Source organism: Streptomyces sp. 17_S59 (assembly GCF_056930295.1).
Window position 1 is genome coordinate 7,068,512 of record NZ_JBXOWD010000001.1, and the last position, 25,645, is coordinate 7,094,156.

19 protein-coding genes are annotated in these 25,645 nt (G+C 73.6%); 4 read left to right on the plus strand and 15 right to left on the minus strand.

Annotated features, from left to right (window positions below):
- The first annotated feature begins 106 nt into the window (after positions 1-106).
- From AC1Z4A_RS31795 to AC1Z4A_RS31810, 4 genes are read left to right on the plus strand one after another with little or no spacing between them, the layout of a single operon-like run.
- Complete coding sequence (locus tag AC1Z4A_RS31795) at positions 107-1,630, plus strand: phage tail sheath family protein (protein WP_483683347.1); 1,524 nt, start codon at positions 107-109, stop codon at positions 1,628-1,630.
- Between the two features lie 17 nt (positions 1,631-1,647).
- Positions 1,648-2,088 carry a phage tail protein gene (locus tag AC1Z4A_RS31800; RefSeq protein WP_483683348.1) on the plus strand — a complete coding sequence of 147 codons (441 nt, stop codon included), beginning with the start codon at positions 1,648-1,650 and terminating at the stop codon, positions 2,086-2,088.
- Positions 2,089-2,105: 17 nt separating this feature from the next.
- The gene (locus AC1Z4A_RS31805) at positions 2,106-3,443 is read left to right on the plus strand and encodes a phage tail sheath family protein (protein ID WP_483683349.1); all 1,338 of its coding nucleotides are present in this window, start codon (positions 2,106-2,108) and stop codon (positions 3,441-3,443) included.
- 7 nt (positions 3,444-3,450) lie between these two features.
- Positions 3,451-3,885: a hypothetical protein gene (locus tag AC1Z4A_RS31810; protein ID WP_483683350.1), complete on the plus strand. Its 435-nt coding sequence runs from the start codon at positions 3,451-3,453 to the stop codon at positions 3,883-3,885.
- 80 nt (positions 3,886-3,965) lie between these two features.
- Here the strand turns inward: AC1Z4A_RS31810 and AC1Z4A_RS31815 are convergent, their stop codons facing one another.
- From AC1Z4A_RS31815 to AC1Z4A_RS31885, 15 genes are all read right to left on the minus strand, one after another.
- Positions 3,966-6,302, minus strand: coding sequence for an ADP-ribosyltransferase family protein (locus AC1Z4A_RS31815; RefSeq protein ID WP_483683351.1), 2,337 nt, complete (start codon positions 6,300-6,302; stop codon positions 3,966-3,968).
- Positions 6,299-8,515 carry an ATP-binding protein gene (locus AC1Z4A_RS31820; protein WP_483683352.1) on the minus strand — a complete coding sequence of 739 codons (2,217 nt, stop codon included), beginning with the start codon at positions 8,513-8,515 and terminating at the stop codon, positions 6,299-6,301. The genes AC1Z4A_RS31815 and AC1Z4A_RS31820 overlap by 4 nt, the downstream gene beginning before the upstream one ends.
- On the minus strand, positions 8,512-9,189 hold the full coding sequence (locus tag AC1Z4A_RS31825; RefSeq protein WP_483683353.1) for a Pvc16 family protein: 678 nt from the start codon (positions 9,187-9,189) through the stop codon (positions 8,512-8,514). Before AC1Z4A_RS31825 ends, AC1Z4A_RS31820 begins: the two co-directional genes overlap by 4 nt.
- A complete protein-coding gene (locus AC1Z4A_RS31830) occupies positions 9,186-12,149 on the minus strand; it encodes a beta-propeller fold lactonase family protein (RefSeq protein ID WP_483683354.1) in 2,964 nt (987 codons plus the stop codon). The genes AC1Z4A_RS31825 and AC1Z4A_RS31830 overlap by 4 nt, the downstream gene beginning before the upstream one ends.
- Positions 12,146-15,406: a putative baseplate assembly protein gene (locus tag AC1Z4A_RS31835; protein WP_483683355.1), complete on the minus strand. Its 3,261-nt coding sequence runs from the start codon at positions 15,404-15,406 to the stop codon at positions 12,146-12,148. The genes AC1Z4A_RS31830 and AC1Z4A_RS31835 overlap by 4 nt, the downstream gene beginning before the upstream one ends.
- 18 nt (positions 15,407-15,424) lie before the next feature.
- On the minus strand, positions 15,425-15,961 hold the full coding sequence (locus AC1Z4A_RS31840) for a phage tail protein (RefSeq protein ID WP_483683356.1): 537 nt from the start codon (positions 15,959-15,961) through the stop codon (positions 15,425-15,427).
- A 72-nt stretch (positions 15,962-16,033) separates the two neighbouring features.
- The gene (locus tag AC1Z4A_RS31845) at positions 16,034-18,145 is read right to left on the minus strand and encodes a baseplate J/gp47 family protein (protein ID WP_483683357.1); all 2,112 of its coding nucleotides are present in this window, start codon (positions 18,143-18,145) and stop codon (positions 16,034-16,036) included.
- Positions 18,146-18,152: 7 nt separating this feature from the next.
- Positions 18,153-18,554 (minus strand): GPW/gp25 family protein, encoded by a 402-nt coding sequence (locus AC1Z4A_RS31850; RefSeq protein WP_483683358.1) that lies wholly within the window; start codon positions 18,552-18,554, stop codon positions 18,153-18,155.
- Between the two features lie 45 nt (positions 18,555-18,599).
- Positions 18,600-20,399 (minus strand): VgrG-related protein, encoded by a 1,800-nt coding sequence (locus tag AC1Z4A_RS31855; RefSeq protein WP_483683359.1) that lies wholly within the window; start codon positions 20,397-20,399, stop codon positions 18,600-18,602.
- On the minus strand, positions 20,396-21,118 hold the full coding sequence (locus AC1Z4A_RS31860) for a CIS tube protein (protein WP_483683360.1): 723 nt from the start codon (positions 21,116-21,118) through the stop codon (positions 20,396-20,398). Before AC1Z4A_RS31860 ends, AC1Z4A_RS31855 begins: the two co-directional genes overlap by 4 nt.
- 32 nt (positions 21,119-21,150) lie before the next feature.
- Positions 21,151-21,582 (minus strand): phage tail protein, encoded by a 432-nt coding sequence (locus tag AC1Z4A_RS31865; protein ID WP_483683361.1) that lies wholly within the window; start codon positions 21,580-21,582, stop codon positions 21,151-21,153.
- 44 nt (positions 21,583-21,626) lie between these two features.
- A complete protein-coding gene (locus tag AC1Z4A_RS31870) occupies positions 21,627-23,432 on the minus strand; it encodes a hypothetical protein (protein WP_483683362.1) in 1,806 nt (601 codons plus the stop codon).
- The gene (locus AC1Z4A_RS31875) at positions 23,429-23,587 is read right to left on the minus strand and encodes a DUF6760 family protein (protein WP_483683363.1); all 159 of its coding nucleotides are present in this window, start codon (positions 23,585-23,587) and stop codon (positions 23,429-23,431) included. Before AC1Z4A_RS31875 ends, AC1Z4A_RS31870 begins: the two co-directional genes overlap by 4 nt.
- Positions 23,584-23,979 (minus strand): hypothetical protein, encoded by a 396-nt coding sequence (locus AC1Z4A_RS31880; protein WP_483683364.1) that lies wholly within the window; start codon positions 23,977-23,979, stop codon positions 23,584-23,586. Before AC1Z4A_RS31880 ends, AC1Z4A_RS31875 begins: the two co-directional genes overlap by 4 nt.
- A 99-nt stretch (positions 23,980-24,078) precedes the next feature.
- The gene (locus tag AC1Z4A_RS31885; RefSeq protein WP_483683365.1) at positions 24,079-25,635 is read right to left on the minus strand and encodes a hypothetical protein; all 1,557 of its coding nucleotides are present in this window, start codon (positions 25,633-25,635) and stop codon (positions 24,079-24,081) included.
- Positions 25,636-25,645 lie beyond the last annotated feature (10 nt).

Below are 25,645 nucleotides of genomic sequence, written 5' to 3' on the forward strand. Positions count from 1 at the left end.
CATCTCACTACGTCGTCTGGCGTAGCTTCCCTCCTTTGCATGCGCGATCCCCCGGGGGAGTGATTCGCTGCTGGCACGCATTCCCGAAGAGAGGGGCAAACAGGGCATGGTTGCTCGTCCCTTGGCACCCGGAGTGTTCGTCACGGAGCGGTCGAGCGGAGTCCGGACGATCACTGGAGCGGGTACGTCCACCCCCGCCTTCCTCGGCTACACCGTGGGCGGCCCCGCGGCGTCCACACCGCCGACACTCGTCAGCAGCTGGTCCGAGTTCGTGGACACGTTCCACTTCCGCTCCCCAATGGGGAAGGAGGAGCTCGATCGGGCGCTGGGCGACCTGCGGGAGGCCATCGAGGAGGCCACCACGGATCTCGGTGTCCGGGAAGGGGAGCTTCTGGAACTCTCCACCACCGGAACCCCGGCGGTCGTCACCGAGGAGGAATTCGGCAAGCTCGTCGCCGTGCAGACGGCCGACTGGGCAGGGGAGGGCGTCAGCGACGCCGACAGAGAAGCGGCGAAAGACGCGGCGGAGAAGGTCGGAGCGGCCTTTCCCGAGGCCTACGGCCTGTGGCTCGCGGCGGGCGAGAAGCTGGTTCCCCTTCGCCGACGCCAGAAGGAACTGACCTTCCCGGCCGAATGCTTCGAGCAGGCCGGGCGTATACACCTGCACGAAGCGGTGTACGGCTTTTTCGCCAACGGCGGGAGTTCCTGCTACGTCCTCCGGCTCGACCCCACCAAGACCCTCGCGAGCGAAGTCGACGGCAACGCCGACGAACGCACCGGCCTGGCCGGCCTGAAGAGCGTTCCGGACGTGACCATGGTCGCCGTACCGGACCTGTGGAGCCGGGACACGGCGCCCGACACGGGCGCGGAGATCCTGGGCAAGGTGATCGGCCACTGCGTGACCATGCGCAACCGGCTCACCCTGTGCGAGCCGCCGCCCGGCACCACGGCGGCCGGCGTACCGCAATTCCTGACCGGGCTCGCCACGCCGGATTCGGACGATGCGGCGTTCACGGCGTTGTACTACCCGTGGGTGGAGGTTCCGGGTGTGGACGGGGTGCGGCGTACGGTGCCGCCGTCGGGTCATCTGGCCGGTGTGTGGGCCCGTACGGATGCCGAGCGCGGTGTGTTCAAGGCACCCGCTAATCAGAACCTGCGCGGCGTGCTGTCCCTGCCTGTCCGGCTCACCGATCAGCGCCACGGTGAGCTGAACGACTTGGGTGTCAACTGCCTCCGTGTCTTTCCCGGCCGGGGACTGCTGGTGTGGGGTGCGCGGACGCGGTCCGGTAGCCGGGACTGGCGGTATCTGAATGTGCGGCGTCTGGTGTCGTTCCTGTCCGATTCGATTCGTCAGTCCTCCACGTGGGCGGTGTTCGAGCCCAATGACGATCGTTTGTGGGCGGCGTTGCGGCATTCGGTCGTCAGTTTTCTCACGGATCAGTGGCGTCAGGGTGCGCTGCTGGGGCGGACGCCCGATGAGGCGTTCTATGTGATTTGCGACCGGTCGAACAACACGTCGGCGACGATCGATGCCGGTCAGGTGATCTGTGACATCGGTGTCGCGCCGGTGCGTCCTGCCGAGTTCGTGCAGTTCACCATCACCCAGATCGCCGGCCAACCCGGCGCCTGACAGGGAGGCATACGCACGTGTTGACCGGTGACACCTTCAGCAGCAATACCTTCGCCATCGAACTCGGCAAGTTCCAGGTCGAGACCGTCCAGGACGTCTCCGGACTGACCCTGGAGCAGGACGTGGTCGAGACCCGGCAGGTATCCGCGACCGGCGAGCTCATCGTGCGCAAACAGCCGGGTGCACGCAAAACCGGCGAGATCACGATCACCCGGGGCATGGACAAGAGCACCGCGTTCACCGACTGGATCAAGGCCACATTGGTCGACGCCGATCTCGACAGCGCCCGCCAGAACATCACCATCGCCCTGAAAGACGCCCAGAAGCAGACGGTCCGCCGCATCCACCTCACCAACGCCTGGGCGTCCCGCTGGGAAGGACCGCAGCTCGGGGCGGCCAACTCCGGCACCGCGACGGAACAGGTGACCATCACCTATGAGGACATCACCGTCGACTGACCGAGAGGAGCGAGACGATGGCCAGCAAGCCCCCGGGCGTCTACGTCACCGAGAAGTCCAGCGGCGTCCGCATGATCGTGGGAGCGGGCACCTCGACGCCCGCGTTCCTCGGATATACCGAACTCCCCGGCGTGACCCCTCCGGAACGGTCGACCCCGCCCTTCACCGCCGACCAGCGCAAGATCCCCCAGCCCATCCGCGGATGGCAGGAGTTCGTCGACCGCTACACCATCAAGGAGCTGGGCGACGAACTGGCCCCCCTCCTGGAGAAACAGCAGAACCAGGAGACACTGACACCGGCGGAGCTCAAGAAGATCCAGGTGCTCCAGAGGTGCTTCACCCTGGCCGAGGCGGTGTACGGGTTCTTCGCCAACGGCGGGACGTCCTGCTACATCGTCGGATTCCTGGACCCGGCCACCCCGGTGACCGACTCGGTACTCGCAGGGAACGCAGAGGCGCGTACGGGCCTGGGCGGGCTGGAGACCGTGCCCGAGGTCACCATGGTCGCCGTGCCCAGCCTCTGGGACATGACCGTCGCCGCCACCGAGAGCGCGACCCCGCCGGACCCGGTACTGACGACCGGCAAGGCGCTCATCGACAAGGTGCTCGCGCACTGCACCCAGCTGCGCAATAGGCTCGCAGTGGTCGACGCGCCGCCCGGTCAGCTCGTCGAGCCGTTGAAGAACTTCGTCGGCACTCTCGCCTCACCGGATTCGGACGACGCGGCGTTCACGGCGTTGTACTACCCGTGGGTGGAGGTTCCGGGTGTGGACGGGGTGCGGCGTACAGTGCCGCCGTCGGGTCATCTGGCCGGTGTGTGGGCCCGTACGGATGCCGAGCGTGGTGTGTTCAAGGCCCCCGCCAACCAGAACCTCCGCGGCGTGCTCAGCATCCCCACCCTGCTGACCGACGACCAGAACGGGGAGCTGAACGACAAGGGCGTCAACTGCCTCCGTGTCTTCCCCGGCCGGGGACTGCTGGTGTGGGGTGCGCGGACGCGGTCCACCAGCCGGGACTGGCGGTACCTGAATGTGCGGCGCCTGGTGTCGTTCCTCTCGGACTCGATCCGTCAGTCGACGACGTGGGCGGTGTTCGAGCCCAATGACGATCGTTTGTGGGCGACGTTGCGGCATTCGGTCGTCAGTTTCCTCACCGATCAGTGGCGTCAGGGCGCGTTGCTGGGTCGTACACCGGACGAGGCGTTCTATGTGATCTGCGACCGGTCGAACAACACCTCGGCGACGATCGATGCCGGTCAGGTGATCTGTGACATCGGTGTCGCGCCGGTGCGTCCTGCCGAGTTCGTGCAGTTCACCATCACCCAGATCGCCGGCCAACCCGGTCAGAGCAGCTGAGACGCCCATGCAGAAGATCGTGGTCAGACAGGGCGACACCATCACCCTCGTGCCGGCCCTGACGCCCCCCGCGACGCTCGTCCCGCCACCTCCGATACCCATCCCACAGGGCACAGCGGGGTTCCGGATCGAAGGGCTTCCCGCCTGTGTACCGGACGACATCGAGTCCATGGCCGTCCCTCCCGTCCCGTACACGACTCCGGCCTTCCCGACGCCCGGCTCCGGCCGTGTCCAGCTGAAGGTTCCGGCCCAGGACCGCGCCAAGTACGCCCGGACCGGCCACGGCACGACGGAAGTCGTCGTCAACGGCGGCCCGCTCGAGCTGGTCTTCAGTGTGATGGCTCCGGCGAGCAACCTCTCCGGAGCCACCGACACGGTGACCGAGTACCGCGGCACCGCGACCCTCACCTGTCCCCGCACACACCCCGTCACGGCCGGATAGGCGGCCGGACAAGCCATCGGAACCGCGTGTGCCCCGCCCGACGCGACAACGCGGGCAGGGCACACGGGCGCACACGCGGCCTACGACACCTCCGTGGCCCACACGAAGTCGTAGCGCCACTCACGGCCGCTGACCTCCGTGCTCTCGCCGCGGTTGCGCATGTTCACCGTGAAGACCGCACCCGGCAGGAGCAGCACCTCCTGCTCGTCCGGCTCCCGGGAGAAGTAGGCGATGTCCCGCCCGCCGTGCCCGGTCAGCTCCAGGCAGTACAGCACCCGGCGGCCCCCGGCGGGCGGATGCTGCAGGGGCAGGAACTTCTCGGCCTCCCCCCGGTCCCGGCTGGTGCTGGTGAAGCCGCTGAACGTCATCCGCTCCCGGGGCACCAGCTCCCAGCCCGCCCGGTACACCACGCCCCTCACCGGCGGCAGCTTGCCGAGCGCCTCGGTGAGCATGTCGGCATGGGTCTTGCCCTCGGCCCGCAGGGTGTCCGCGAGCGCGTGCATACGCCTCCGGACGGGCTCCAGAAGCACCCGGCGCTCCGCGTCGTCGAGGCCCGGCGCCCGGTAGGCGTCGATCAGCCGCTGCAGTTCCGGGTCGCGCCAGGTGGCGTACGGCACTTCGACCGTCTCGCCCTGGACGAACAGGGAGACCATCTCGTCCACCAGCCGCTGCACGCCCACCGTGCCCAGGGCTCCGGGGGCGGCGAGGACGCGGTTGACGAGCTGGTGGTTGCTCCCGGTGTACTCCGCCAGCGCGAGCAGGTACGGAAAGCGGAGTTCTGCCCCCAACCGGGCGCGTTCCGCGTCGGCGTCCGCGCCGGTGAGGCCCTGTCCGCCCAGCCAGGCGGTGAGGTCGGCCCGCGGGGGCTCCCTGAGCAGGGACCGTTGGGTGCGGCGCGCCCGGCGCACCGTACGGTCGTCCACGGTGACCATGCCTCCGTGCCCGGGCTCGGCCCGCGCCTTCTCCTCGTACAGCGCGGCGTACGGCAGTTCGGGCAGCGCGGCCGTCGGCAGCGTGCCCCTGACGAACGCGTCGAAGTCCCGGTACATCCGGGCCATGTCCTTGGAGGAGGCCGTGAGGCCCGCCAGGCCGGCGGCCTTGGCGCCGCGCAGGATCTCGTACAGGGAATGGTCGCGGCCCGGGAGCATCCACGCGGCGACGGCGAGGAAGAACTCGCGTTCCAGGCGCTCCGGCACGCCCCTGTTCGCGCCGCCCGGTACGGCCCGCAGCCAGCGGAACGCACTGAGCATGCGCGTGGTCGTCCCCGAGATGCCCGCCACCAGGGGCGCGCCGCGCCCGTGATGCTTGCGGTACCAGCTGTCCGTGGTGTCCATGGCGAAGGCGGCCTGCCCCGAGGCCCAGGGCAGGGGGAACTCCGGCCCCTCCTCGCCCGGCCCGGTCAGCGCTGCCCAGAGTTCGTCCGGGGTGACCGTGTGCCGGGCGGGCGCGAGGTCGTCGCCGAGGCCCTCGACGGACAGGGGCGCGGTGCTGCGCCGGGCGTGGGCCGTCTCGGCCTCGCTGAGGGGCACGCCCAGGTCGCGGTAGTCGCGCAGCGTGCGTTTACCGGGTCCGGTCTCCGGCTCCGGGCGCTCCGAGCGGCCGCGCTGGCTGCGGCCCATCGACAGCGTCGTCCCCGGACCGTGCTGGAGGGTCAGGTTTCCCAGCGCGAAGACGTCCGCGGCGAACAACCGCCGTATGTCGTGCGGAAGACGGCCGAGGACGCCTCGGGCGGTCCCGGTCAGGAACGCACGCTGGGCGCCCAGGGCTTCGGCGTCCAGCCCCAGTTCGCGGGCCAGGCGCAGGTCCCCGTCGAGGACGACGCGGTGCACGAGGGTCTTCAGCGACACCTGCCGCTCGTCGGCGTGCGGCCGCGGCTGGGGACCGTACTTGTAGTACGCGGCGTTGTAGAAGGCGGTGACCAGTTCACGGACGGTGGCGGACGAGCCCGGTGCCGTCCACTCGAGGAGCCTGGCCCCGGCATCGCCCTCGGTGCCCACCTGGCCGGCACTCTCCGGGTCGTCCTTGAGGAACGCGCCCGCCGCCGCTTCCGGGGTGAACCCCCGGCTCAGCACCTCGTACAGCCGCAGCACGGCGGTGCGGGCGGCGCGGCCGACCTCGGGGGCGGCGGCCAGCGCCGCACCGAGCCGCTGCTCGTACAGCTCGGCCGCCTGGTGCCAGCCGGGTGACGCCAGGAGGCGGCGGTGACCGAACGGCGCGCCGGCGGGGCGCTGCCCGGCCGGGCCGGCGACGGCCCGGGCGGCCGCGGCGTTGCCGGCCTCCTGCTGCAGGGCCCGCAGCCGTCCGGTCAGCGTCGCGGCCGTGTCCTCGGCCGGCTGCGGAGGGGCCGGAGCGGGGGCCTGGGCCGCCGCTTCCGGGTGGATGCCGGGAGCCGGTGCCGGTGACGGGCCGGGGCTCATGGCCGTACCTCCGCCGTCCGTACCTCCGCCGTCCGCACCTCCGACGGGAAGGCGGACTCGTCCACGTAGCGGCCGAGTTTGGCGTACTCCTCGCGGACGGCCGCCAGCAGGTCGGCCATGGCGAGCGGGCGGCCGTCGTCGGCCGCGCGGTAGGCGGCGGTGACGACGCAGCAGCGGATGGCGCCGCCGGACAGGTCGAAGGCCCCGGCGAGGGCCGCGAGACCCGGCTGGTCGACATCGCCGGCCCGGGGCACGGCAGGGCCCAGGCAGCGGTCCCACAGGGCCCGGCGCAGGGCTTCGTCGGGTGCGGGGAAGTGGATGACGAGGTCGAGGCGGCGCAGGAAGGCCGGGTCGATGTTGGCGTGCATGTTGGTGGTGAGAAGGGCCAGGCCGTCGAAGGACTCCAGGCGCTGCAGGAGGTACGAGGTACCGGTGTTGGCGTAGCGGTCGTGGGCGTCCTGGGTGGCCGTGCGCTTGCCGAAGACGGCGTCGGCCTCGTCGAAGAGGAGGACCGCGTCGGCCGCGTCCGCCGCGGCGAAGATCTGCTCGAGGTGTTTCTCGGTCTCCCCGATGTACTTGTCGACGACGGTGGCGAGGTCGACGGCATACAGGTCGAGGCCGAGGCCGGCGGCCACGACCTCGGCGGCCAGGGTCTTGCCGGTCCCGGATCCGCCGCTGAACAGGGCGGTGACGCCGCGTCCGCGCCCCCCGCCCGGCCGCATCCGCCACTCTCCCAGGACGCGGTCGCGGTGGCGCACACGCCGGGTGAGGTCGCGCAGCTGCTCGTGTGTCCGGTCGGGCAGCACCAGGTCGTCCCAGGTCACGGCGGGCCGTACGGCCCGGGCGAGATGGCCGAGCGCGCTGCCGTTCCAGGAGCGGGCCGTGTTCCGGACGGTGACGGCATCCACCGGGACGCCCTGTGCGGCGGCCTGCCGGCAGGCCGCCGTGGCCATGGCCCGGATCCGGCCGGGGCCGGCCCGGTACCGGGCGCCGGCGGCCACGGCTTCCGCGTCGGTCTCGTCGCTCGTGGCGCCGGCGGTCTCCGGGCTCCGGTCCGGCACGGCCCGGGCGTGGAGTTCGTACCGCCACAGCGCGGCGCGTTCGGGGTACGTCAGGGGCGGGCAGTCGGCCGCCACCGGGGGTATGGCGGTCCAGCGCGCGTCCCACGGCCGGCTGCCGGTGAGGACCAGGGGAAGTGGCGCGTCGGCGAGCGGATTCAGCAGGGTGCGAACGTGCCGGTCGTCGGGGGAGCCGACGGGCCCGGCGATCAGCCCGCAGCCGCGCAGCCGTGCCTCCAGCAGCGCCGCACGGACGGACTCGGACGGCTGCGCGTCGTGGCCGAGGGCCGGGAGGTCCAGGCGGAGCGCGGCCCGCCCCGACGCCGCCAGCGCCGCCTCGGCGACTGCCTCCGCGGTGCCGTCGCCGCTGTCGCGCAGGTAGACGGGCCAGGGGTGTGCGAGCAGCCGGCCGACCTGCCGTACGGTCCCGGCCAACGGGCCCTCGCCGAGGGGTCGGCCGGGTCCCGGCAGGGCCAGCACGTGACGGAGCGGGGACGGCAGGGTGTCGTCGCCCAGCAGATGGGCGGTGACCCGGTCGGGGACGCGCAGCCCGCGTGTCGGATACGGGCGTGCGGAGTCGAGGAGGTCCAGAAGACCACCGGCGCGCAGGGGCGCGTCGGCGGAGAAGAGCCTGCGGGCGGTCGCGGAAGCGGTCGGCACGCCGCAGAGGGCGAGGGCGAGGCCGACGGTGGCGTGGCGGCACGTGACGTCGTCGTTGAGGTAGCCGTAGCAGCGCTCGAACCGGGCGTCGAGGTCGGGGGCGAGCGCGATCACCAGCACGCCGAGAGCGAGTTCGTCCAGGCCGAACTCCTCGGCGAGGCGGCGCACGGGCGGCGCGTCGCCGGCCGCCGCGGCCTCGTCCTCCCGGGTACGGACGGTGGCGGCGAGCGCCTCCTCGAAGGACGCGGGGGACAGCGGGCCGGAGGGCGCGTCCAGGAGGTGCGGGGCCATGTCGTCGGAGACGTAGAGCCCCTGGAACGGGTCGAAAGGCGCCTCCTGGAGATCCGGCAGGCCGCCGGCGGCCTCGGGATCCTCACCGGTGCGCAGGGCGATGGCCCGCCGCACTGTGGCCTCGACGACGGCCAGCCGGGTGAGGAGCCAGTCCGCCGCCGTGGGCACGGACGTCCGGGCGCGCCCCATGGCGGAAGCGGTCACGGCGCCTCCCTGTCTCCGGACCCGTCTCCGAACCCGTCTCCGGACCCGTCCCCGCCCCCGTCCACCGGGCCCGGCATGATGCCGTCGTTGACGACCGGCGGCTCGGCCACCCAGTGGGTGTACTCCTTCGGGACGAACGAGACCAGGGGAAGGGTCACCGTCACGTTCAGGGTGGGGACGAGAGTGTGGCCGACCGCGCTCCACAGCTCGGTCAGGGCACGGTCCTCGGTCGGGGGATGGCCCACATCCAGCAGTGCCGACAGTTCCATCTCCGCCAGCTCCGGGGGCAGGGGCACGGGAAGCTCCCGGCTCCTGGCGAAGCCGACCAGGAGGTCCCCGAGCATCCGGTGGGCGATGAGGGCGTCCGGTGCCCAGGCGGTGACGAGGTACGACAGCCGCGCGTACCGGGGCGGGTCGAACTGCGCCCTCTTTTTGGGCGGCAGCCCGGCGATACGGACGGGCGGCACGGAGTACTGATAGACGGTGCCGGTCTGCCGGCGGTCCAGGTCCTCGCGGATGTCGTACAGATAGATGCCGACCGCCTCGGAGCCGGCTGTCTCGCCGAGCCCGGCCTCGCGTCCGGGAGGCTGGAAGGTGACTGTGAACTCGGGTGGCAGACAGGTCACGTCGTCCCGCACGCGGGACTCCAGCGCGATGTCGACCAGTTGGATCATCGCTGTGCCTGCCTCAGGTCGAGTGCCGCCTCCGTCGCACCGACAAGGGCGAGCGCCGTGGTGTCGACCGCGGCCACGACCGCGCCCGCCGCGTCGGCGAGGTACACCACGTGCACCGCGGAGCGCGGGTCCGGCGCGCTTCCGGCGAGTCCCCGGCCGGCCGGCACGGTGAAGCTAGGGTTTCCGGTCGTGGTGTCGAGCATCAGGAGTGCTCCGTTGTCCTCGGTGGTCACGAAGAGCCAGGCGCCGTCCGCCGACACCGACACCGACTCGGGCTTGACGATCAGTGGGTGCCGCCACGTGGCGACGACCTCGGGCACGCCCCGCTGTCCGGACAGGCCGACGACCGCGATGCTGTCGTCCCCGTGGTTGGCGACATAGGCACGGGCACCGCCCGGGGCGCAGGCCACACCCATGGGCTCCCCGCCCAGACCGAGCGAGGTCACGTGGTGGTCGGCCAGGCGCACGCAGTGGACGGACGCGGCGGTGCGGTCGGTGGCGCAGGCGTGGACGCCGTCGTCGGTGACGGCGACGTCCCACGGCCGGGAGGCTTCCGGCAGACCCACCGGAATCGGGGTCACCTTGGAGGTGAGGACGGTGACCGTCCCGCTCGCGAAGTTGGCGACGCAGCAGGTGCCGTCCCCGAGACCGGCGATCGCGTACGGCAGGTCGTTCCTGTCGAGGGGCAGCGTCTCGGTCTTCTCCACTGCGAGGCGCGTCGTGTCGAGGGTGAGCACGGCCAGGCACGCCTCGCGCACGGGAGCGTCCTTGCGCCCCTGGTTGACGACATACAGGGTCCGGTCGTCACGGCAGGAGAGCGCGTTGGGCCTGTCGGTGCTCGCGGCGGGGGCCGTCGCGACGACGGTCATCGAGTCGCTGCCCCCGGCCAGATCGATGCCGTACACCGTGCCCAAGGGCGCGTCGTCGCCGAGCCATGCCTTCGACACGGCCGCGTACAGGTACCGTCCGTCCGGGGAGAGCGCGAGCCCGGGAGGGGTCTGGAGGCCGTTCTCGACCGCGATCGTCCGCTGGTGCGTCGCGGGCTGCACGGAGATGTCGAAGACCTCCACCGTGGCATTCTGCCCGGCGGCGCTGGAGACGTAGAGGGTGCTGCCGTCGGGCGTGAGGGCGAGCCCGTTGGGATACCTCATGGGCGTCGGCGTCTTGGCCACGGTCATGTGGAGAGTCCACTGGCCGTTCACCGTCGCGCGCTGGAGGACGGAGACCGTCCCGTTCTGGTAGTTGGCGACGCAGAGCCGCAGTCCGTCGGCCGACAGGGCCAGCTCGTGCGGGCCCGAGAGCTGCCCCGTACTTGCGTCGACGACTCCCTGCCGCTGCCATTGTCCCGGGCCGGTGCGGGTCAGCACCGCGATCCGGCCGCCCTGCTGACCTGGGTCGGTGCGGGCGAAGTCGGCCACGTACAGGGTCGTGCCGTCCTGGGACAGTGCAGCTCCGGTGGGCTGCTCGCAGTCCACGACACCGGTGTCGATCGTGTACCGGCCGCCCCTGGGGTCGACGAGGGAGACCGTGGCCGTACCGGAGTCGGCTGTCACCGCGTAGTGGCCGTCCGGGGTGACGGCGACGCCGTGCGGGTCCGCTCCGGGCGCCAGCGCGACGGGAGTCACCGTGACCTCGCCGCCGGCTGTGAGCGTCTCGTCGCGGGCCGGGGCGAGGACGAGGACGGACGACGAGCCGGGGCTGGTCGCGCAGGCGAAACGCCGGTCGGGCGCGATGGCGACGTCCCACGGCTGATGACCGGTGCCCAGGTCGACGGCAGTGCCGGGGGACAGGGGGTCGAGCGTGAGCACCGCCAGCCTCTCCGAGGCCGGGTCGGCGGCGTACGCCCATGTGCCGTCCGGGGACACGGCCACATTGACCGGCGTCGACCCGGCTCCGGTCGTGACCTCGCCCGTCTTTCGGGGAGCCGTGCGCACGGTGACGAGCTGTCCGGTGGCCAGGTCGCTGACGTACGCGAAGCGGCCATCCGGGCTGGGAACGACTCCTGCGGGGACCGCCCCCACCCCGTCCAGGCGCATGGTCATGCGGGTGTCCGGCCGGACGGCGGTGAGCGTACCCGAGGTCTGGCCCACGACGAGGATCAGGCCTCCGTCCGGTGTGAAGGCCGCGTCGACCGGGTGCGGGCCGACCGGTACGGACACCGGGGTGCCGACGAGCCCGGTGACCGGGTGCACGGCGGCGACGGACACCGAAGCGGAACCGTAGTTCGCCACGCAGAGGCGGTTCCCCTCGGGGCCGAGAGCCAGGGCGCGCGGCTCCGCCCCCACGGGCACGGGCGCACCGACCGTCTCGCCGCCCGCGTCGAGGTCCAGCACCGTCACCCATCCGTCGGCCGGACCATCCCCCCGGCTCGCGACGTACGCGAACCGTCCTCCCTTCGCCACTGCGATCGCCCGGGTGGCCCCGGGCACCGGGACGGTCGCCGTCACCGACGGCGAGCCTGCCGAACCCACGTCGACCACGGACACCGTGGCGTCCGCCTCGTTGACGACGCAGACCCGTCGCGCCTGCCCGCCCGGGGCCGTCGCCAGTGCACCGGGGCCGGCTCCGACGGGGAGCGGGACGGGCACCTGCCCTTCTTTGTCGAACACCAGGACCTGGTCGCCCGCCCGGTCGGCCACGCAGACCTGGTCGCCGGACAGCCCGGCGACCACGGCGCACGGATTCTCCCCGGCGGCCACGGCACGCAACACCGCAGTGTCCGGTGAGCCGAGGTCCACGACGGACAGCGTCCCGGCGCCGTGGTTCGCGGCGTAGGCGCGGGTGCCGTCCGTACTGACGGCGACGGCGCGCGGATTGCTCCCCACCGGCGCGGTACGGACCTCGGGACGGTCCGGCTCGGCGAGGCCGGCCACGACCAGGACGTCCGCGCCCCAGCCCGGGGCAACCAGCCGGGGCACCGCAGGCCCGTTGTCGCTGCCGATGTCGTTCCGGCCGCTCATGAGGGCACCTCCGCGACGGTGATGCGGTGTTCGACGGAGTAGACGGTCTCGCCCGGCCCGCAGTCGATCCGGGTGACGGGAGCCGACGGCGTACCGGTCTCCGGGTCGACCGGGACCATTTCGACGGTGGCGACCCGGCCCACGCCCGGCACGCCTTCCAGGACGCGGAACGCCTCGCCCGCGTACACCGGTCGCCCCAGCGGCCATCCGGTGCCGTCGGGGCCGCCGCCGACCGGGCTGAAGTAGCGGTAGAGGGCGCGTTCGGCGGCGGCGCGGAGTTCCGCACGTTCGTCGGCGGTGCGGTAGTCGGCGGGCACGATGCGGGCGTCGAAGCGGACGCCGTGGTAGCCGGGCTTCACCAGCCACACCGGGACCCCTTCCGGCTGGCAGGCCCGCAGGGCGCGGCGCAGGGTGTCGCAGGCGTCGCGGGTGGGCGTGAGCATGTGGTAGGGGAACCAGCCCCGTTCGTCCGTGGTGACGAAGGGGACGACCATCAGCGTGACGCCGGCCCGGGTGCTGCCGCCGCTGGTGTCGGTGTAGCCGTTCCTGCCGCCGTGCGAGACGGAGGTGTTGTGCACGCCGACGATGCCCCCGTCCGGCGTCCTCAGTCGGCAGATCATGCCGACGCCGATGCCGTCGGCGGCCGCGCCGAGGGTGGTCCGGTACGAGCCGTGCACGGAGACGGCCGCGTGTTCGGGCGGGATTTCGCCGTACTGCCGGGTGCCCGAGGGGCCGCCCGTCACCTTCGGGCCGAAGTGGACCTGCCCCGTGCTGGCGTTGACGACCACGTGCTTGTCGTGTTCCCCGGACGCCTCGAAGGATGTGACGGTGTCCCAGTCCTCCAAGTCGATGCAGATCCTGGGGAGTTGCCCGTGCACCGGGGAGTACAGCAGTGGGAAGACCTGCCCCGGCTTGCCCGTGGACGTGAACGTCCCCGTGCCCTCGCTGCGTTGCTCGTACTGCTCGGCGGGAACCTCGGCCGTGCTTCCGGAGTCGGCGTAGACCGTGTACGTCGTCTTGGGCGTGCCCTCGGGGTCGAGGATCTGGACGGCGATCCAGCACGAGGCCTCGTCCGTCGGCAGGCCGGTCCCCTCGACGGCGTCCTGCGCCCTCGTGGCGAGTTCACCGTTCTCGACGGCGGACCGCCACCGTGCGGACTCGCTCAGGGGGACGGGGTGGGCCGATATCTCCGTGCCGCCCGCCACCATGACCTTCTGCGCGGGCGCGGCGGCGTACGCGAGCGGGGCGGCGGTGTCCCACCACGCCGTCTCCTTCCGCGGCCCGAACACCGACACCGCGACGCGCTCCTCGGCCTTCCGGTCACCGTCCGCCGCCACCCAGAGCGTGAGGTGACGCGGATCGTGCGCCTTCCCGATCCTCACCAGGGCGAGGATCAGGCCGCCACCCTCCTTGAAGGGCCCGGAGAACGCCCCGCCCTCCTGGTAGTCGTCGGCGGTGAACATGCCGATGGCGGCGGTGACGCCTTCGGTGAGGCGGAGCCGTGCCGCGCCGGCGGCTTCCGGCGGCACGCGTCCGGCGTCCCGCGTGGTGGTGAAGACCGTCTTCCCGTCGTTCGTCGTGACCGCGGTCCCCGCGGGGACCGTCCGGACGCCGGCTGCCAGGGTGAAGCGGACGTCGGTCTTCGACGGCTCCCACGGCAGGTAGTTGCGGGCCGGGTCGAGTGCGTCGTGGGGTATGTCGCGGACGTGGTGGATGCGGGCCATGCCCGCCGACGCGGCCAGCGCCAGCTGTTCGTAGTCGCCGGGGACGACCGCCCGTTCCGGCACCGGGGAGCCCAGGGGCAGGCGCTTCGCGCAGGCGGCCGGAGTTTCGCCCTCCGTACCGCCCACGGCCGGCGCGGGGTTGGTCACGGAGGAGACGTACGGCAGGGGAGTGCGGAGCACCGTGAGGGTGCGGGCGGGCACATTGCCCCGGGCGCCGCCACCGGTCAGATAGCGCCGGATCCGGACGACCGCTCCCGCCGGCAGCGGCGCCCCGTGCCGGCGCGGCCCCCGGGCGCCGGCCACGACGGGGGCGAAGACGGCCTCCCCGGTGCGCGGGTCCAGGGTGAAGTGCCGGTCGTCGGGCCCCGATCCGGCGAGGGAGGCGACGTACGTCCACTGGGCCGCCCGGTCGTCGAGAACGGCTTCGACCACGAGCGGGTCGGTGCTGCGGGGCAGCGGCGCACGGTCGAAGCGGAGCCGTTCGCCGGGGGTGCCGGTCGCGGTCCCCAGGGTCTCGTTGCGCACCAGCCGTGCCTGGACGACCGGGACGGTGACGGCGAGGACGGGGTGGAGCGCGATGTGCGTCAGCGGGCTCCGGCCGGCGTCCGTGCGGTAGCGGATCAGGCCGACGTCCCGCAGCCGTTGCCGGAAGAGGCCGCCCTGGTCGTCCGGCCGCTGGAGCAGGAGCTGGGCCGGGGCATGGGTGGGGGGAAGGTCGAGGGTGACCCTGCCCGGGCTGTCCGGGGCGGTCACGGTGTCCGTGACGACCCGGCAGTCGGTCCAGTGCGTGCCCTGCCATGCCTCCCATTGGCCCCGGACGACGCGGCCCGGTGCCGCCGCGCCCAGCCGGACGTCCAGCGTCACCCGTGTGCCCGGGACCGGCACCGAGAGGACGGCCAGGGCGTAGGAGGTGTCCCCGGCGCCGGCCGTGCCGGCCACCGGGCCGGTGTCCGCCGGGGCGTCCCCGGGCAGGGTGAAGTCGCCGAGGTAGGGCAGGTTGAGGTGGAAGGCCGGCCCGGCGAAGGCGAGGTCGCCGGGCTCGACGGTCCGGCTCGCCCCCGAGCCGAACGCGGTCAGCCGTCCCTCCAGCGAGCCGTCGGCCGTCCGCGACTCCGCGAAGTCGCCAGCCGCGACGAGGACACACGGGTTGATCACCGCGTCCGTCAGCGTGCTGAAGACGACCGGCTCCCCGTCCCCCACAGGCCGCGTGGCCACCTCCTGGCCGGCGGGCACGACCACCGGTTCGGGCGAGGGCGCGGCGAGTTGGAAGACGGCCTCGGTCTGGGCGGGCGCGGGCCGGTACGGTCGTACGCCCAGGAGGCGCAGCATCTGTAATCGGCGCTGGTCCGCGGCCAGATCGAGCCGGTCGCGCAGGGCCATGACCATGTCGGTGCACGTCTCGATCAGGCCCCGGCCGGGGTCGGTCGGGTCCTGCCCGGTCCAGGTCCGCAACCGCCGGTGCACGGCGGCGACGGCGGTGGCGACGACCTCGTCGCGGGTGCGCCCGTCGTACTCGGGCGTCGGCAGACTCATCCCTGCGATGACCTCTCGTCAGGAGCCGTGGGCGGTGTTGACGACGACCTTGAAGGGGAGGTGGGCCGGGCAGTGTGCCCGCACCAGGCGCGTGAGGCGGCTCTCGAGCGCCCGTTGGTCCTCCCCGGCGGGGGCGGTCAGGGTGACGGTGAGCATGCGCCCGGCGCCGGGCGCGGGGTCGGCTTCGGTGAAGACGAGGCCCGGGTCGTCGACGACGAGCGTGAAGTCCGGCGGCGACCAGCGGTGGATCTCCCGCGCCTCGAGCTGCAGCCCGTACGGCGTTCCGCGGTACGCGGCCAGCCGGGGCGCGAGGTCGACCGCCTTGCGCCGCTGGACCTCGGTCCAGCCGGGCTCGACGCGGGCGCCGGTGATCCGGATCAGCCAGTCGAGGAAGGCGGGGGGCGCGCGCCAGGGGTCGAGCACCGCATCGAGGCCGTCGGTCCGTTCCTCGACGGGGGCCAGGGCCTCGCCGATCGCGGCCGCGAACGCCTGCGCCACCGTGTCGCGGCGGTAGACGGCGGGCAGCGGGAGCGGGCGTGCGGAGGAAGTCGTCACGTGGGGTCCTCTCGGTCGTCTCCAGGGCCGTCTCCAGGGCGGTCTCCGGGGTCGTCTCCGGGGGTTCTCGCTTCAGCCGTCGGTGGTGTCGACGTCGATGTCCACGTCGCCCAGGAGGACCAGGCCGCTGTCCGAGACCTCGACGGACGGCACGGTCCCGGCCGCGTCGGTCAGGGCCACGTCGTTCGTGCCCCGGAGTTCCGGCACCGTCTCCAGCACGGTGAAGACGTCGCCGGCGTGGACCCTCCGGCCCCAGGGCCACCCCCGCCCGTCCGGCCCGCCGGCGGTGGGGTGGAACCAGCGGCGCAGGGCCTTCTCCGCCCCTTCCCGGGCCCGGTCGACGTCCGCCGCCGTGCTGCTCCAGGGGCGTACGGTCGCGGCGATGCGGAAGGGGTGGTAGCGGGGTTCTGCGATGTGCAGCCGTTCGCCCAGCAGACGGGAGGCGTCGACGACCTGCTTCACGGCGGCCAGGGTGTCCGGGGGAATGCCGAACGCGCCGTCGGGCGGGCGCTGCGCGGGGTCCCCGTCGACGCAGGGCACCAGGACGACGTGGAGCGGGTCGTCCTCGCGGCGCCACAGTGCGGGCTCGGTCCGGGACCCCTTCATGAAGAAGAAGACACCGTTGACGGCCACCACGGCGTCCGGGGACTCCTGGCACTGCGGGGAGAGCCCGGGGAAGGCCTCGGAGATCAGGGACGTCACGCCACGGCTGTCCGCCCGGGGCACGAACGCCCGGTCGGAGTAGGTGTAGGCGCGGTGGTGGAACGTCTCGCCCTTGAAGAAGAACAGCTCGTACGCGTCGGCCGCCTGGTCCGCGGCGAGCACGGCGACCTCGTCGAGGTCCGACGAGAACGCCGTGGGCAGGCCGGGGAACGCGTCCGCGACGGGCTGCGGCGACTGCCCGCCGTCCCAGAGGCACTTGTCCCGGTAGAACCAGAGCCTGGGCGCGGACGCCTCGGTGCGGATCACGGCGTCGAGGCACCCGGCCTCCGCCACGGCCGGCGGCACCGCGTCGTCGCCGACGGCGTCGGTGGCCCGGCCCGGCTCGTGCAGGGGCAGGGAGCGCGGGGTGATGGTTCCGCCGCCGTCGTAGTAGTGCACGGCCCGTCGGGGGTTCCGGGCGGCGACGGCGCAGGCGAGGACGGCCGGCGGGCGGGGCGGTGCCTGGAGGGCGGCGGGCACGCGCGAGTCGGTGGGGCGGGTGAGCGCCGTGACCCGGACCCGGGCCAGCCCCGGCACGTGCTCCTCGATGAGCTGCTCGTGGTCGGCGGCGGTGACCGCGCGGCGCAGCGGTGCCAGGCCCAGCCCGGCGCGGTCCAGCGCCTGCCGCCAGTCCTCCGCGTCCTCGGCGGGCGCGACCACACGGTGCGCGGTGGCGGTCAGCCCCGGCTCGCCGACCACCGTCAGGGGCGTACCGGCCGGGAAACCGCCCTTCCGGCCCCGGTGGACGGCGTACTTCGCGCCGATCCGCGCGCCCTCGGGCGGCACTTCGCCGTGCTGCTCGGGCCCGTCCCCGGTGGGGACGAGCGGCCCGAGGACGACCTCGCAGGAGGCGTCGTCCCACCAGTGGACCCGGTCGCCGGGCCCCGCCTCGGCGAACGTGGCCACGGCCGGCCACTCGACGCCGTCGACCAGGACGGTGACCGGCGGGCCGAACGGCGGGTCCGCGACCGGGGCGGCCGGCCCCCAGGGGCGGTGGCCCGTCGGGAAACGGCCGGCCGGGAGACCGTCGGCGACGCCGAGCACCTCGGTGACCTCGACGAGTTGCTCGACGGCCGCCACCGTCCCGGTGGACTGCCCGTCCTCGAGCACCAGCCGCCCGGTGGTCGCCAGGAGGACCGGTTCCCCGCCCTCGGTCCGGACCACGGTGCCCGCCGGGATCTCCCGCCGCCCGGTCGTACCGCCGGTCCGGGTGAAGGCGACCTCGATGCGCGAGGGCGAGGCGGGAAGAGGCGTGATGCCCATGAGGCGCAGCAGGGCGGACCGTTGCCGGCCGGTCATGCGGTTGACGCGGTAGAGCAGCTGGTCCGTCCGCTCGGCGCAGGCCTCGACGAGGGTGATGCCGGGGTCGGAGACGTTGTGGTCGGTCCACTCGGGCACACGCTGCGGCAGGGCGCGCTTGGCGGCATCCACGAGCGGCTGGAACCGCAGGTCGTCCAGGTCGGGAACGGGAACGTCGGCCATGGGCAGGTCACTCACTCGGGGAGTCGCCGGGCAGGGTGTAGAAGGGGAAGACGAGGTTGCGGGGTTCGTTGGTGGCGCGCAGCCGGTAGCGGACGTCGATGTAGAGCACTCCGGTGTCCGCCGAGTCCGTGCTGAACACCAGGTCGTCCACCTCGATCCGCGGCTCCCACCGGTCGAGCGCCCGGCGTACCTCGGCGTCGGCGCGGGCGACGGTCGTGGCGTCGAGCGAGTCGAAGACCAGGCCGTGGATGCCGCAGCCGAACTCCGGTCGCATGGGCCGCTCGCCGGGCGCGGTCGACAGGATGATGCGCACGGCCTGCTCCACGTCCTCGCCGCCGCTCGCGAGGCCCACTCGCCCGGTGCCGGTGATGACCGCGGGGAACGCCCACCCCGCGCCGATGATGTCCACGGCCGTCCTCCCGTCCTCATGCGCCTGCGCGACGTCAGTTGAGTGTCAGTTGATGTCGACGGTGTTGCCGGTGATGCTGGTCTTTCCGCCATGGAGCTTGAGCTCCCGGGTGCCCTCAACGGTCACGGTGGCGCCCGTGAAGGTGAGTTCGCCCCCGCCCTTGCCGTCGTCGGCCGTGACGGTGACGGTGCCGGCCTTGAGGACCAGGCTGCCCGCCGTGCCCGCGTCGACGGTGAGGGTGCCGTCGCCACGGGCGTCGAGCGAGACCCGCAGGGTCGTCCCGCCCTCCCCGGCCGTGAGCGCGATGGTGCTGTCCTTGCGGTCGAGGTGGGTGGCGAGCTTCCCGTCACCCGTGCGCAGCCGGACGCCCTGGGGGCCGTCGGTGGCGCTGAGCAGTTCGAGCCGGTCGCCCGAACGGGACGCCAGGGAACGCCGGTTGGTGCGTCCGGTGTCCTTGTCGACCAGCGGCAGACCGTGGTCGGTGGGGGAGTCGAGGCCGTTGTAGAGGCCGCCGAGGACGTACGGCCGGTCCAGGCGCCCGTGCTCGAAGCCGACGAGGACCTCGTCCCCGGCCTCCGGGGCGAAGACCCCGCCACCGCCCGTCCCGCCCCACTGGACGGTACGGACCCAGTCGGTCACGTAGTCCTGCGACAGCCACGGCAGGCGCAGCCGTACGGCCCCGCGCTCGCCCTGCCCCGGCTCCTTGATGTCCGTGACGATCCCCACCGCGACGCCCAGTGCGCACAGCGGCGGCGGGTACGGCACGACGGGCGGCGGCAGCGGGCCGACCCGGACGGCGGTCCGGTAGCCGTGGTCGCCGTCGAAGGTGTGACTGCAGGCGGTGACCGTGTACTTGCCGGCGAAGGGCTCGCCGACCCCGGCCAGGGTCACCGGCAGTCCCGCGGCGAGTTCCGGGGTCCCCGCGACCTCGGCGGACAGGTGCGCCATCGCCGCGGCCGACTCCTCCGCCAGCGCGTGGGCCGCCGCGTCCACCTGCTGGGCGGTGGCGTACCCCCGGCCGCCGACGAGCAGGTCCGGTGCCGGGCCGGGGAACGCCGCGCCGAGCCGCCCGGGCGTGACGCCCAGGCGCAGCCGCGTGCTGTCCCCGGCACCGGCCCGCACCGACAACGCGGCCTTGCCGGCCGGGTCCCAGCCGCGCACCTCCACCCCGGCCACCAGGCCCTCGGAGGACACCGAGGCGCGCAGCGCCAGCAGGTTCTCCCCGTACTCCAGGACGAACGGGCTGCGATCCGCCCCCGTACCGGGCGCGGGCGCCCCGCCCGCCGCAGCCGGGCGGCTCATGTGGACGGTGCTGCCCTCGACCGACAGGCGCAGCCCGCGCTGGTCGGCGAGGTGGTTCAGCAACTCCCAGTCGGTCAGGTTGGGCTGGGCCAGGTGCTGGATGCGGGTGCGTTCCGCGTCGATCCGGCCGGCCTCCAGCCCGTGCCGGGCGGCCGCTCGGCCTGCGACCTCGGCCACGGTGGTGTCGACGTAGGCGGCCACCCGCCGCCCCCGCGTCAGCCGGTGCCCCCGGTCCATGGCCCGTACGGTCGTGAACGTCCCGTCCGGGTCCACCTCGGTCTCCAGCGCCGTGACCTCACCGTCGAAGATCCCCACCCTGGTCCGGCGGCGCGCCGCGGCCACCGACACGGTCAGCGGCGCCCCCACGGCGATTCCGGCCGCGGCGAGCAACCGGTGCGCGGGGTCCCGGAACCGCAAGGTGGCGCGGGCCGGCAGGCCCACCGCCGTGTCCACGCTCGCTTCGACGAGCTGGTCGGCCCACTCCTCCCGCAGGGGGGAGCCGAAGGCGACGACCGGTTCCGCCGCGTACAGCCTCTCCGTCACCCGGCACCTCCCACGACACGCTCCTGGAGCACCGGCAGGACGAGCACGGTGCCCACCGGCACCCGGGCCGGGTCGTCGACGTCGTTCGCCCGGGCGATCTCCCGCCACCTCGCCGGATCGCCGTACGCCTGCCAGGCCAGCCCGGCCAGGCTGTCGCCGGCGACCACGAGATGCGTGTCCACCGGCCCGTCGCCGCCCGACGTCGGGTTCTGCCGGGGCACCGAACCGCCCACCTCCTCCAGGGAGACGGTGCAGGTGGCGCGCAGCGGCGTCCCGTCGTGCCCGAACCGGGTGTACGCCGCGTCGACCTGCGTCACCAGGGCCAGGAACGCGGTCGTCCGGGCATGCCCCCACTCCAGCCGCACCCAGGGCGCGGACGCGGGCTTCGCGGTGGTGCTCCGCGCCGTCGGGGCACAGCAGTCGAGCAGCTTTTCCACCTGCTTCTGCACATCCGGCCCCGAACCGGCGGCGTCCAGGAACACCTCCAGCGTCATCGTCCGCGGCTGCGCGCCCACGAACTGGGCCCGCGCCGCCTCCCCGTTGGACGGCGCCCGGCTGCGGTCCCAGCGGGCCTGCTTGCCGACCTGGACCCGTTCCGGGTTGAACTGCAGCCGGACCCGGTCGCGTTCGGGCCCCGGAGTGGTGCCCGTGCCGGTCGGCGGATCGTGGATCACGAGGGCGGCGCGCACCGGTGCGCCACCCAGGAGTTCGGACAGCATGTGGTCCTCTCCGGCGGGTTCGGGGGCGGGGGTCAGACGGTGATCCCCAGGAAGCCGCTGTGGGCGATCTCCAAGGTCTCGCGGGCCGGCTGTGACTGCTCGACGTCGAACGTGGGACCGCTCCAGCGCACCGGCAGCACCCCGTCGAGCAGCCACCGCACCAGCGGCCGCCGGTCCGGGCCGAGCGCGACGAGCTGCCCGGGGAGCCGCACGGGTTCGATCACCTGCTGCTGCAGCCAGGCCCAGACGAGCACGGTCTCCTGCGACAGCGGTCTGCTGAGCACGACGTTGGTGTAGCGCAGCCGCGTCGGCAACTGCCACACGTGCCCGTTCGTCCCGCCCTCCACCCGCTCCTCGACCTCCATGGCACAGCCGAGGCCGTCGCACGCCGTGAAGGAGCCGAGGGCGTGGATGCCTATGGACAGCTGGAAGTGGGAACTGACGGCGAACGGCTGGTCCGGCATGGGCGAGCACTCCGTGGGTCGGTCGTCGGTCTCGGCAAGGGGTGTCACCGGGGTGCGGAGGTTCCCCAGGCGCCGCCTTCCGGCGGCCACTGCGGCCGCGCCGCCGCCCGGCGCATCCGCAGCGCCGGCCCGAGAGCCGGGAGCACGGCTTCGGCCAGCAGCCCGGCGTGCTGCCGGGCGACTTCGCGAGCGACGGCGGAGGCGTCCGGGGCGATGGACGCGGGGGGTGCCGGGGGCGGGAGCGGTGCCGGGGACGGCACCGAGACCGGCGCGGCCGGTTGCCGGGGCGCCCGGGGCCCGTCGGCCGTGCTGCCGGTGGCTCCGCCGGGTGGTGCGGGCGGGGCGGGCTGCGGGGGTGCGAAGGGCATGGCGGTGTCGGGCACCCGCGTGATCGGCTGCCCGATGCGGAGGCGGCGCGGCGGCGGTTCCGGCCGCGGGCGCCGGGCGGGTTGCGGCGCCGCACCGGCGGCGGGCGGGGGAGCGTCCTGGCACTGCTCCCTCGCGGGCAGGGGGATGTGCGGCGGTGCCGCGGGGCCGGGGGCTCCGGCCGGTCCCGGACGGAGGCCGGGTTGCTCCCGGCTGTCCGGCACGGGCGTGTCCATGAGGTCGAGGGCGCGTTCCGTGCTCCGTGGAGGTGCGGGACGGGGGCCCTTGCGCTCGCCGGCGGGCAGGTCTGCAGGCGGCGGCTCCGGGCCGCTGTCGCCGGGTGGCCGGGGGGCCGCGGGCGGGCGGGGCACGGGGGCCTGAACCCGGTCCGGCCGGTCGGGGGAGCGTGCCGGATCGCCGAGGGGCATGGCAGCTGGGTTGCCCACGAGGCCGCCGGCCTCCCGGAAGGCCGGCCGGCCACGGTCGGGCTCCCGGTCCACCGGCGCTACGGCTGCCACGGGCAGGCCGCCCGGGACCCGCCGTTCCCCGGCGTTGTCCGGGCCGTCAGGGGTTCGGGTGCGGCGTGCCGGCCTGCTGTCCGGGGTTGTCAGGCGTGAGCCGGGCGGGGGCTGCCGGCCTTCGGCACGGTCCGGGAGGCCGGGGGACTGAGCGGGGCGGTCCGGCCGGTCGCCCGCGGTTGCCACGGGCCCCTCGGCTCTGACGTGGCCCGGACCGTGGGGGAGCACGGTGCCGTGCTCGGGGCTTTCGCTGCTGCGGTGGGCCTCGCTCACGTCCTGGCCCTGGTGGCCGGAGGTTGCCGGCGCGAGACCGCCCCCCTCAGGACGCGGGTTCTCCCCGCTGTGCCCCGGGCTCTTCGGGCGCCCGGCGTCATACGCCGGGCCGGGCGCCGGTCGGCCCCCACGCGTCCTCGTGTCGTCCGGCAGGCCGGGGTCGAAACGGGGGTTGGGGTGACGGACTGTGCCCTCGTCCCGTGTGGCGAGGACCCGCACCCGGCCCTGCGGGGGCAGGGTCTTGGGCGCGTCGCCGGAGGACCGTACGCCTGCCGTGGGTCCCTGGTTCACCGGGACGCCCGGCGGGCGCGGCACGTCGTACGCCACCCCCGCTGCGGGCCCGGGGGCCGGGTCCACGGCGACGGGAAGCGGCGGCGTGGGGGAGACCTGGAGGACCCCCGCGCCCAGCGCCCGTGGCACCGCCCGCGGCAGCAGCCGCCCGCCGGCCGTGACCAGCGGCGCCGGGCGCCAGGCCGCGAGGTCCTGCCGGAAGGCCGTGAACCCGCTGGAGGGCGGCACGGGCAGGCGCAGCAGCCCGTCGGGCGGCACCTCGCGCCAACCGGCAGTCGCAGGGCCGGACTCCGGGGCTGCCGGGACGGCGGGGACCGGCACGTCGCGCCGGCCGTCCCGGCGGCGCGGCCGTCTCCGCTGCCGCCGCGCGGCCAGCGCGCCGAGCGCGCCCGCGAGGCTCACCGTCCTTCCCCCACCGTGCCGTTGATCCTGGCGATCTCACGCACCCATGCGCGCCGTTCGTCATGCGGCAGGGAGAGGATGTCGTCGTACGCCCAGTGGAAGTGGTAGGCGATCCAGGCGGTTTCCTCACGGAGCCGGCGCGCCGGGTGCGTCATGCTTCCCCCAGGCGGCCGCCGGGCGCCGGCGCGGGCAGCGCGAAGCTGGTGCCGCAGGAGGGGCAGGCGACGGCGCCGTGGCCGGAGTCCAGGCCGTTGATGCGCCGGTAGAAGTCCTGGAGGTAGGCGAGGTCCTGGGCGAAGAGCCGCTCCACCACGCCCGCGTGGATGTCGGTCAGGGTGCCGAGCCGGGTGACGACCAGGCTGAGGAGGACGACCCCCAGGTAGGCGGGGTTCTCCCGGACGCGCTGGTCGATCAGCGGCGACAGCTCGTCGCGGGCGGTGGCGAGCCGCATGGAGCCCCGGCGGTGGACGGTGCCTGCGTCGTCCACGTAGCCGTTGGGGAGTTCGAAGTCGTACTCCGTGCGCAGCGGCGATCCGTTCTTGGGCATGGCGGGGTGGTTTCCTCCATCGGTCGTCCGGGTGCCGGCCGCCGGGCCCGGCTCCCGCCCTGGGAGCGGGAGCCGGGAGGGTCGGTCAGCGGGTGGCGGTCACTGGATGTACTGGTCGAGCAGCAGGCTCACCGGGGTCTTCGCGACCCAGACCCGTACGGCGAAGACGTCGGCCTTGTCACCGGCCGTCAGAACCGGCGAGGTGGCCGAACCGTCGGCTTCGCTGGTCACCTTGACGGTGTCCACCCCGCCGGGGAACGTCGCCGCGCCCTCGTCGCGGATCTTGAAGGTGACCTCGGCGCCGGCGACGGGGTTTCCGTTCTTGTCCTCCGCGACGACCTTCATCGGCTCGTCGAAGGACTTCCCCGGAGGAACGGTCTGCCCGGCCCCGGAGACATAGCGGACATGGTGCGCGGCCCCCACCGGCGGGGTGACGGTCAGGCGGGAGAAGGAGGCGACGGCCTCGGTCTCCACCCAGCGCGCGGTGACGACGCAGGGGCCTTCCTTGAGCGCCTTGAGCAGGCTGCTCGTCGCGATGCCCAGCTGGTCGCCGTCGTTGCCGGTGTACTGGATCTCCGTCGGCCTGTCGTTCTCGAAGACGGCCGAGCCGCCCTCGACGGAGAACTCGATCCGCTGCCCGGCCACCGGTGTGCCGTCCAGCTGGGTGGCCTTGACCACGAGGGGTTCGGGGAAGCGCTGTCCGACGACGGCCGACTGTGCGTCCCCGGACACGACGGCCAGCCGGTACCGGGACACGCGCCGCAGGGCATTCTCACCGGAGAGCGCGCCCCACAACTGGCTGTCGGCGGACACCGCCAGCCCCGAGGGCCGCGAGCCGTCACCCGTGGGAATCGTGGCCGCCCTGCTCTGCCCCGGCAGCACATAGCCGATGGCGTCGCCCTCGGGACTGGCGAACCACAGGGTGCCGTCCGCGACCACCTTCAGACGGCGGGCCGGGAAGGGGCTGTCGACGCGGGTGATCAGACCGTCCTCGACGCTGTACTTGAAGACCGCGTTGTCGGGGGTGGCCACCCATACGGTGTCGCCCGCCGGTGTGACCGCCACGTCCCGTGCCTCGACCCCGATGTTGACGGCGGGGGAGAAGGCGCCGGTGTGGGCGTCGTAGCTGACCAGCGACCTGCCTCCGGGAGAGCTGAGCCAGTAGCGGGTCGGCTCCCGCTCCGCGACGGCGACCCCGTACAGGCCGTCTGGGTAGGCCAGCGAATTCGAGACGACGCCTGCGGAGTCGATGAAGGCCAGCCGGTTCCGGTCGGTGAGCACCGCGACGATGCGGTCCCAGCCCTCGCGGCTCCTGGCGAGCGCCATGGACCGGCAGTCCCGCCCGCTGTCCAGCGCGTGGACCTGGTAGTGGCCGTTGTTGTCGCACTTGACGAAGGCGGAGCTGCTCTGCCCTGCGATGAAGGTCCACACGCCGTGGCCGGGCCAGGCGATCAGGGAGTTCGCGGTGCCCGTGAACGTCGGTCCCGGGGTGAAGACGGTGTTGCTCCAGGGCGCGCGGGGTTCGAAGCAGCCGACGGTGCCCTCCGCCGTCACGAACCACAGGTTCTGGTCGTCGCTCTGCCAGGCCAGGTCCACGGCGGCCGCGCCGATGGGGAACTTGTCGGTGCTCTGGGTGGGGATCGCTGTGGCTGTCATTGCTGTTCCT

Coding starts and splice junctions, on each gene's coding strand:
- AC1Z4A_RS31835 (WP_483683355.1), bottom strand. CDS start 15,406: ATGAGTCTGCCGACGCCCGAGTACGACGGGCGCACCCGCGACGAGGTC.
- AC1Z4A_RS31825 (WP_483683353.1), bottom strand. CDS start 9,189: ATGATCCAACTGGTCGACATCGCGCTGGAGTCCCGCGTGCGGGACGAC.
- AC1Z4A_RS31815 (WP_483683351.1), bottom strand. CDS start 6,302: ATGAGCCCCGGCCCGTCACCGGCACCGGCTCCCGGCATCCACCCGGAA.
- AC1Z4A_RS31810 (WP_483683350.1), top strand. CDS start 3,451: ATGCAGAAGATCGTGGTCAGACAGGGCGACACCATCACCCTCGTGCCG.
- AC1Z4A_RS31845 (WP_483683357.1), bottom strand. CDS start 18,145: ATGGCCGACGTTCCCGTTCCCGACCTGGACGACCTGCGGTTCCAGCCG.
- AC1Z4A_RS31830 (WP_483683354.1), bottom strand. CDS start 12,149: ATGAGCGGCCGGAACGACATCGGCAGCGACAACGGGCCTGCGGTGCCC.
- AC1Z4A_RS31885 (WP_483683365.1), bottom strand. CDS start 25,635: ATGACAGCCACAGCGATCCCCACCCAGAGCACCGACAAGTTCCCCATC.
- AC1Z4A_RS31795 (WP_483683347.1), top strand. CDS start 107: ATGGTTGCTCGTCCCTTGGCACCCGGAGTGTTCGTCACGGAGCGGTCG.
- AC1Z4A_RS31875 (WP_483683363.1), bottom strand. CDS start 23,587: ATGACGCACCCGGCGCGCCGGCTCCGTGAGGAAACCGCCTGGATCGCC.
- AC1Z4A_RS31880 (WP_483683364.1), bottom strand. CDS start 23,979: ATGCCCAAGAACGGATCGCCGCTGCGCACGGAGTACGACTTCGAACTC.
- AC1Z4A_RS31805 (WP_483683349.1), top strand. CDS start 2,106: ATGGCCAGCAAGCCCCCGGGCGTCTACGTCACCGAGAAGTCCAGCGGC.
- AC1Z4A_RS31860 (WP_483683360.1), bottom strand. CDS start 21,118: ATGCTGTCCGAACTCCTGGGTGGCGCACCGGTGCGCGCCGCCCTCGTG.
- AC1Z4A_RS31865 (WP_483683361.1), bottom strand. CDS start 21,582: ATGCCGGACCAGCCGTTCGCCGTCAGTTCCCACTTCCAGCTGTCCATA.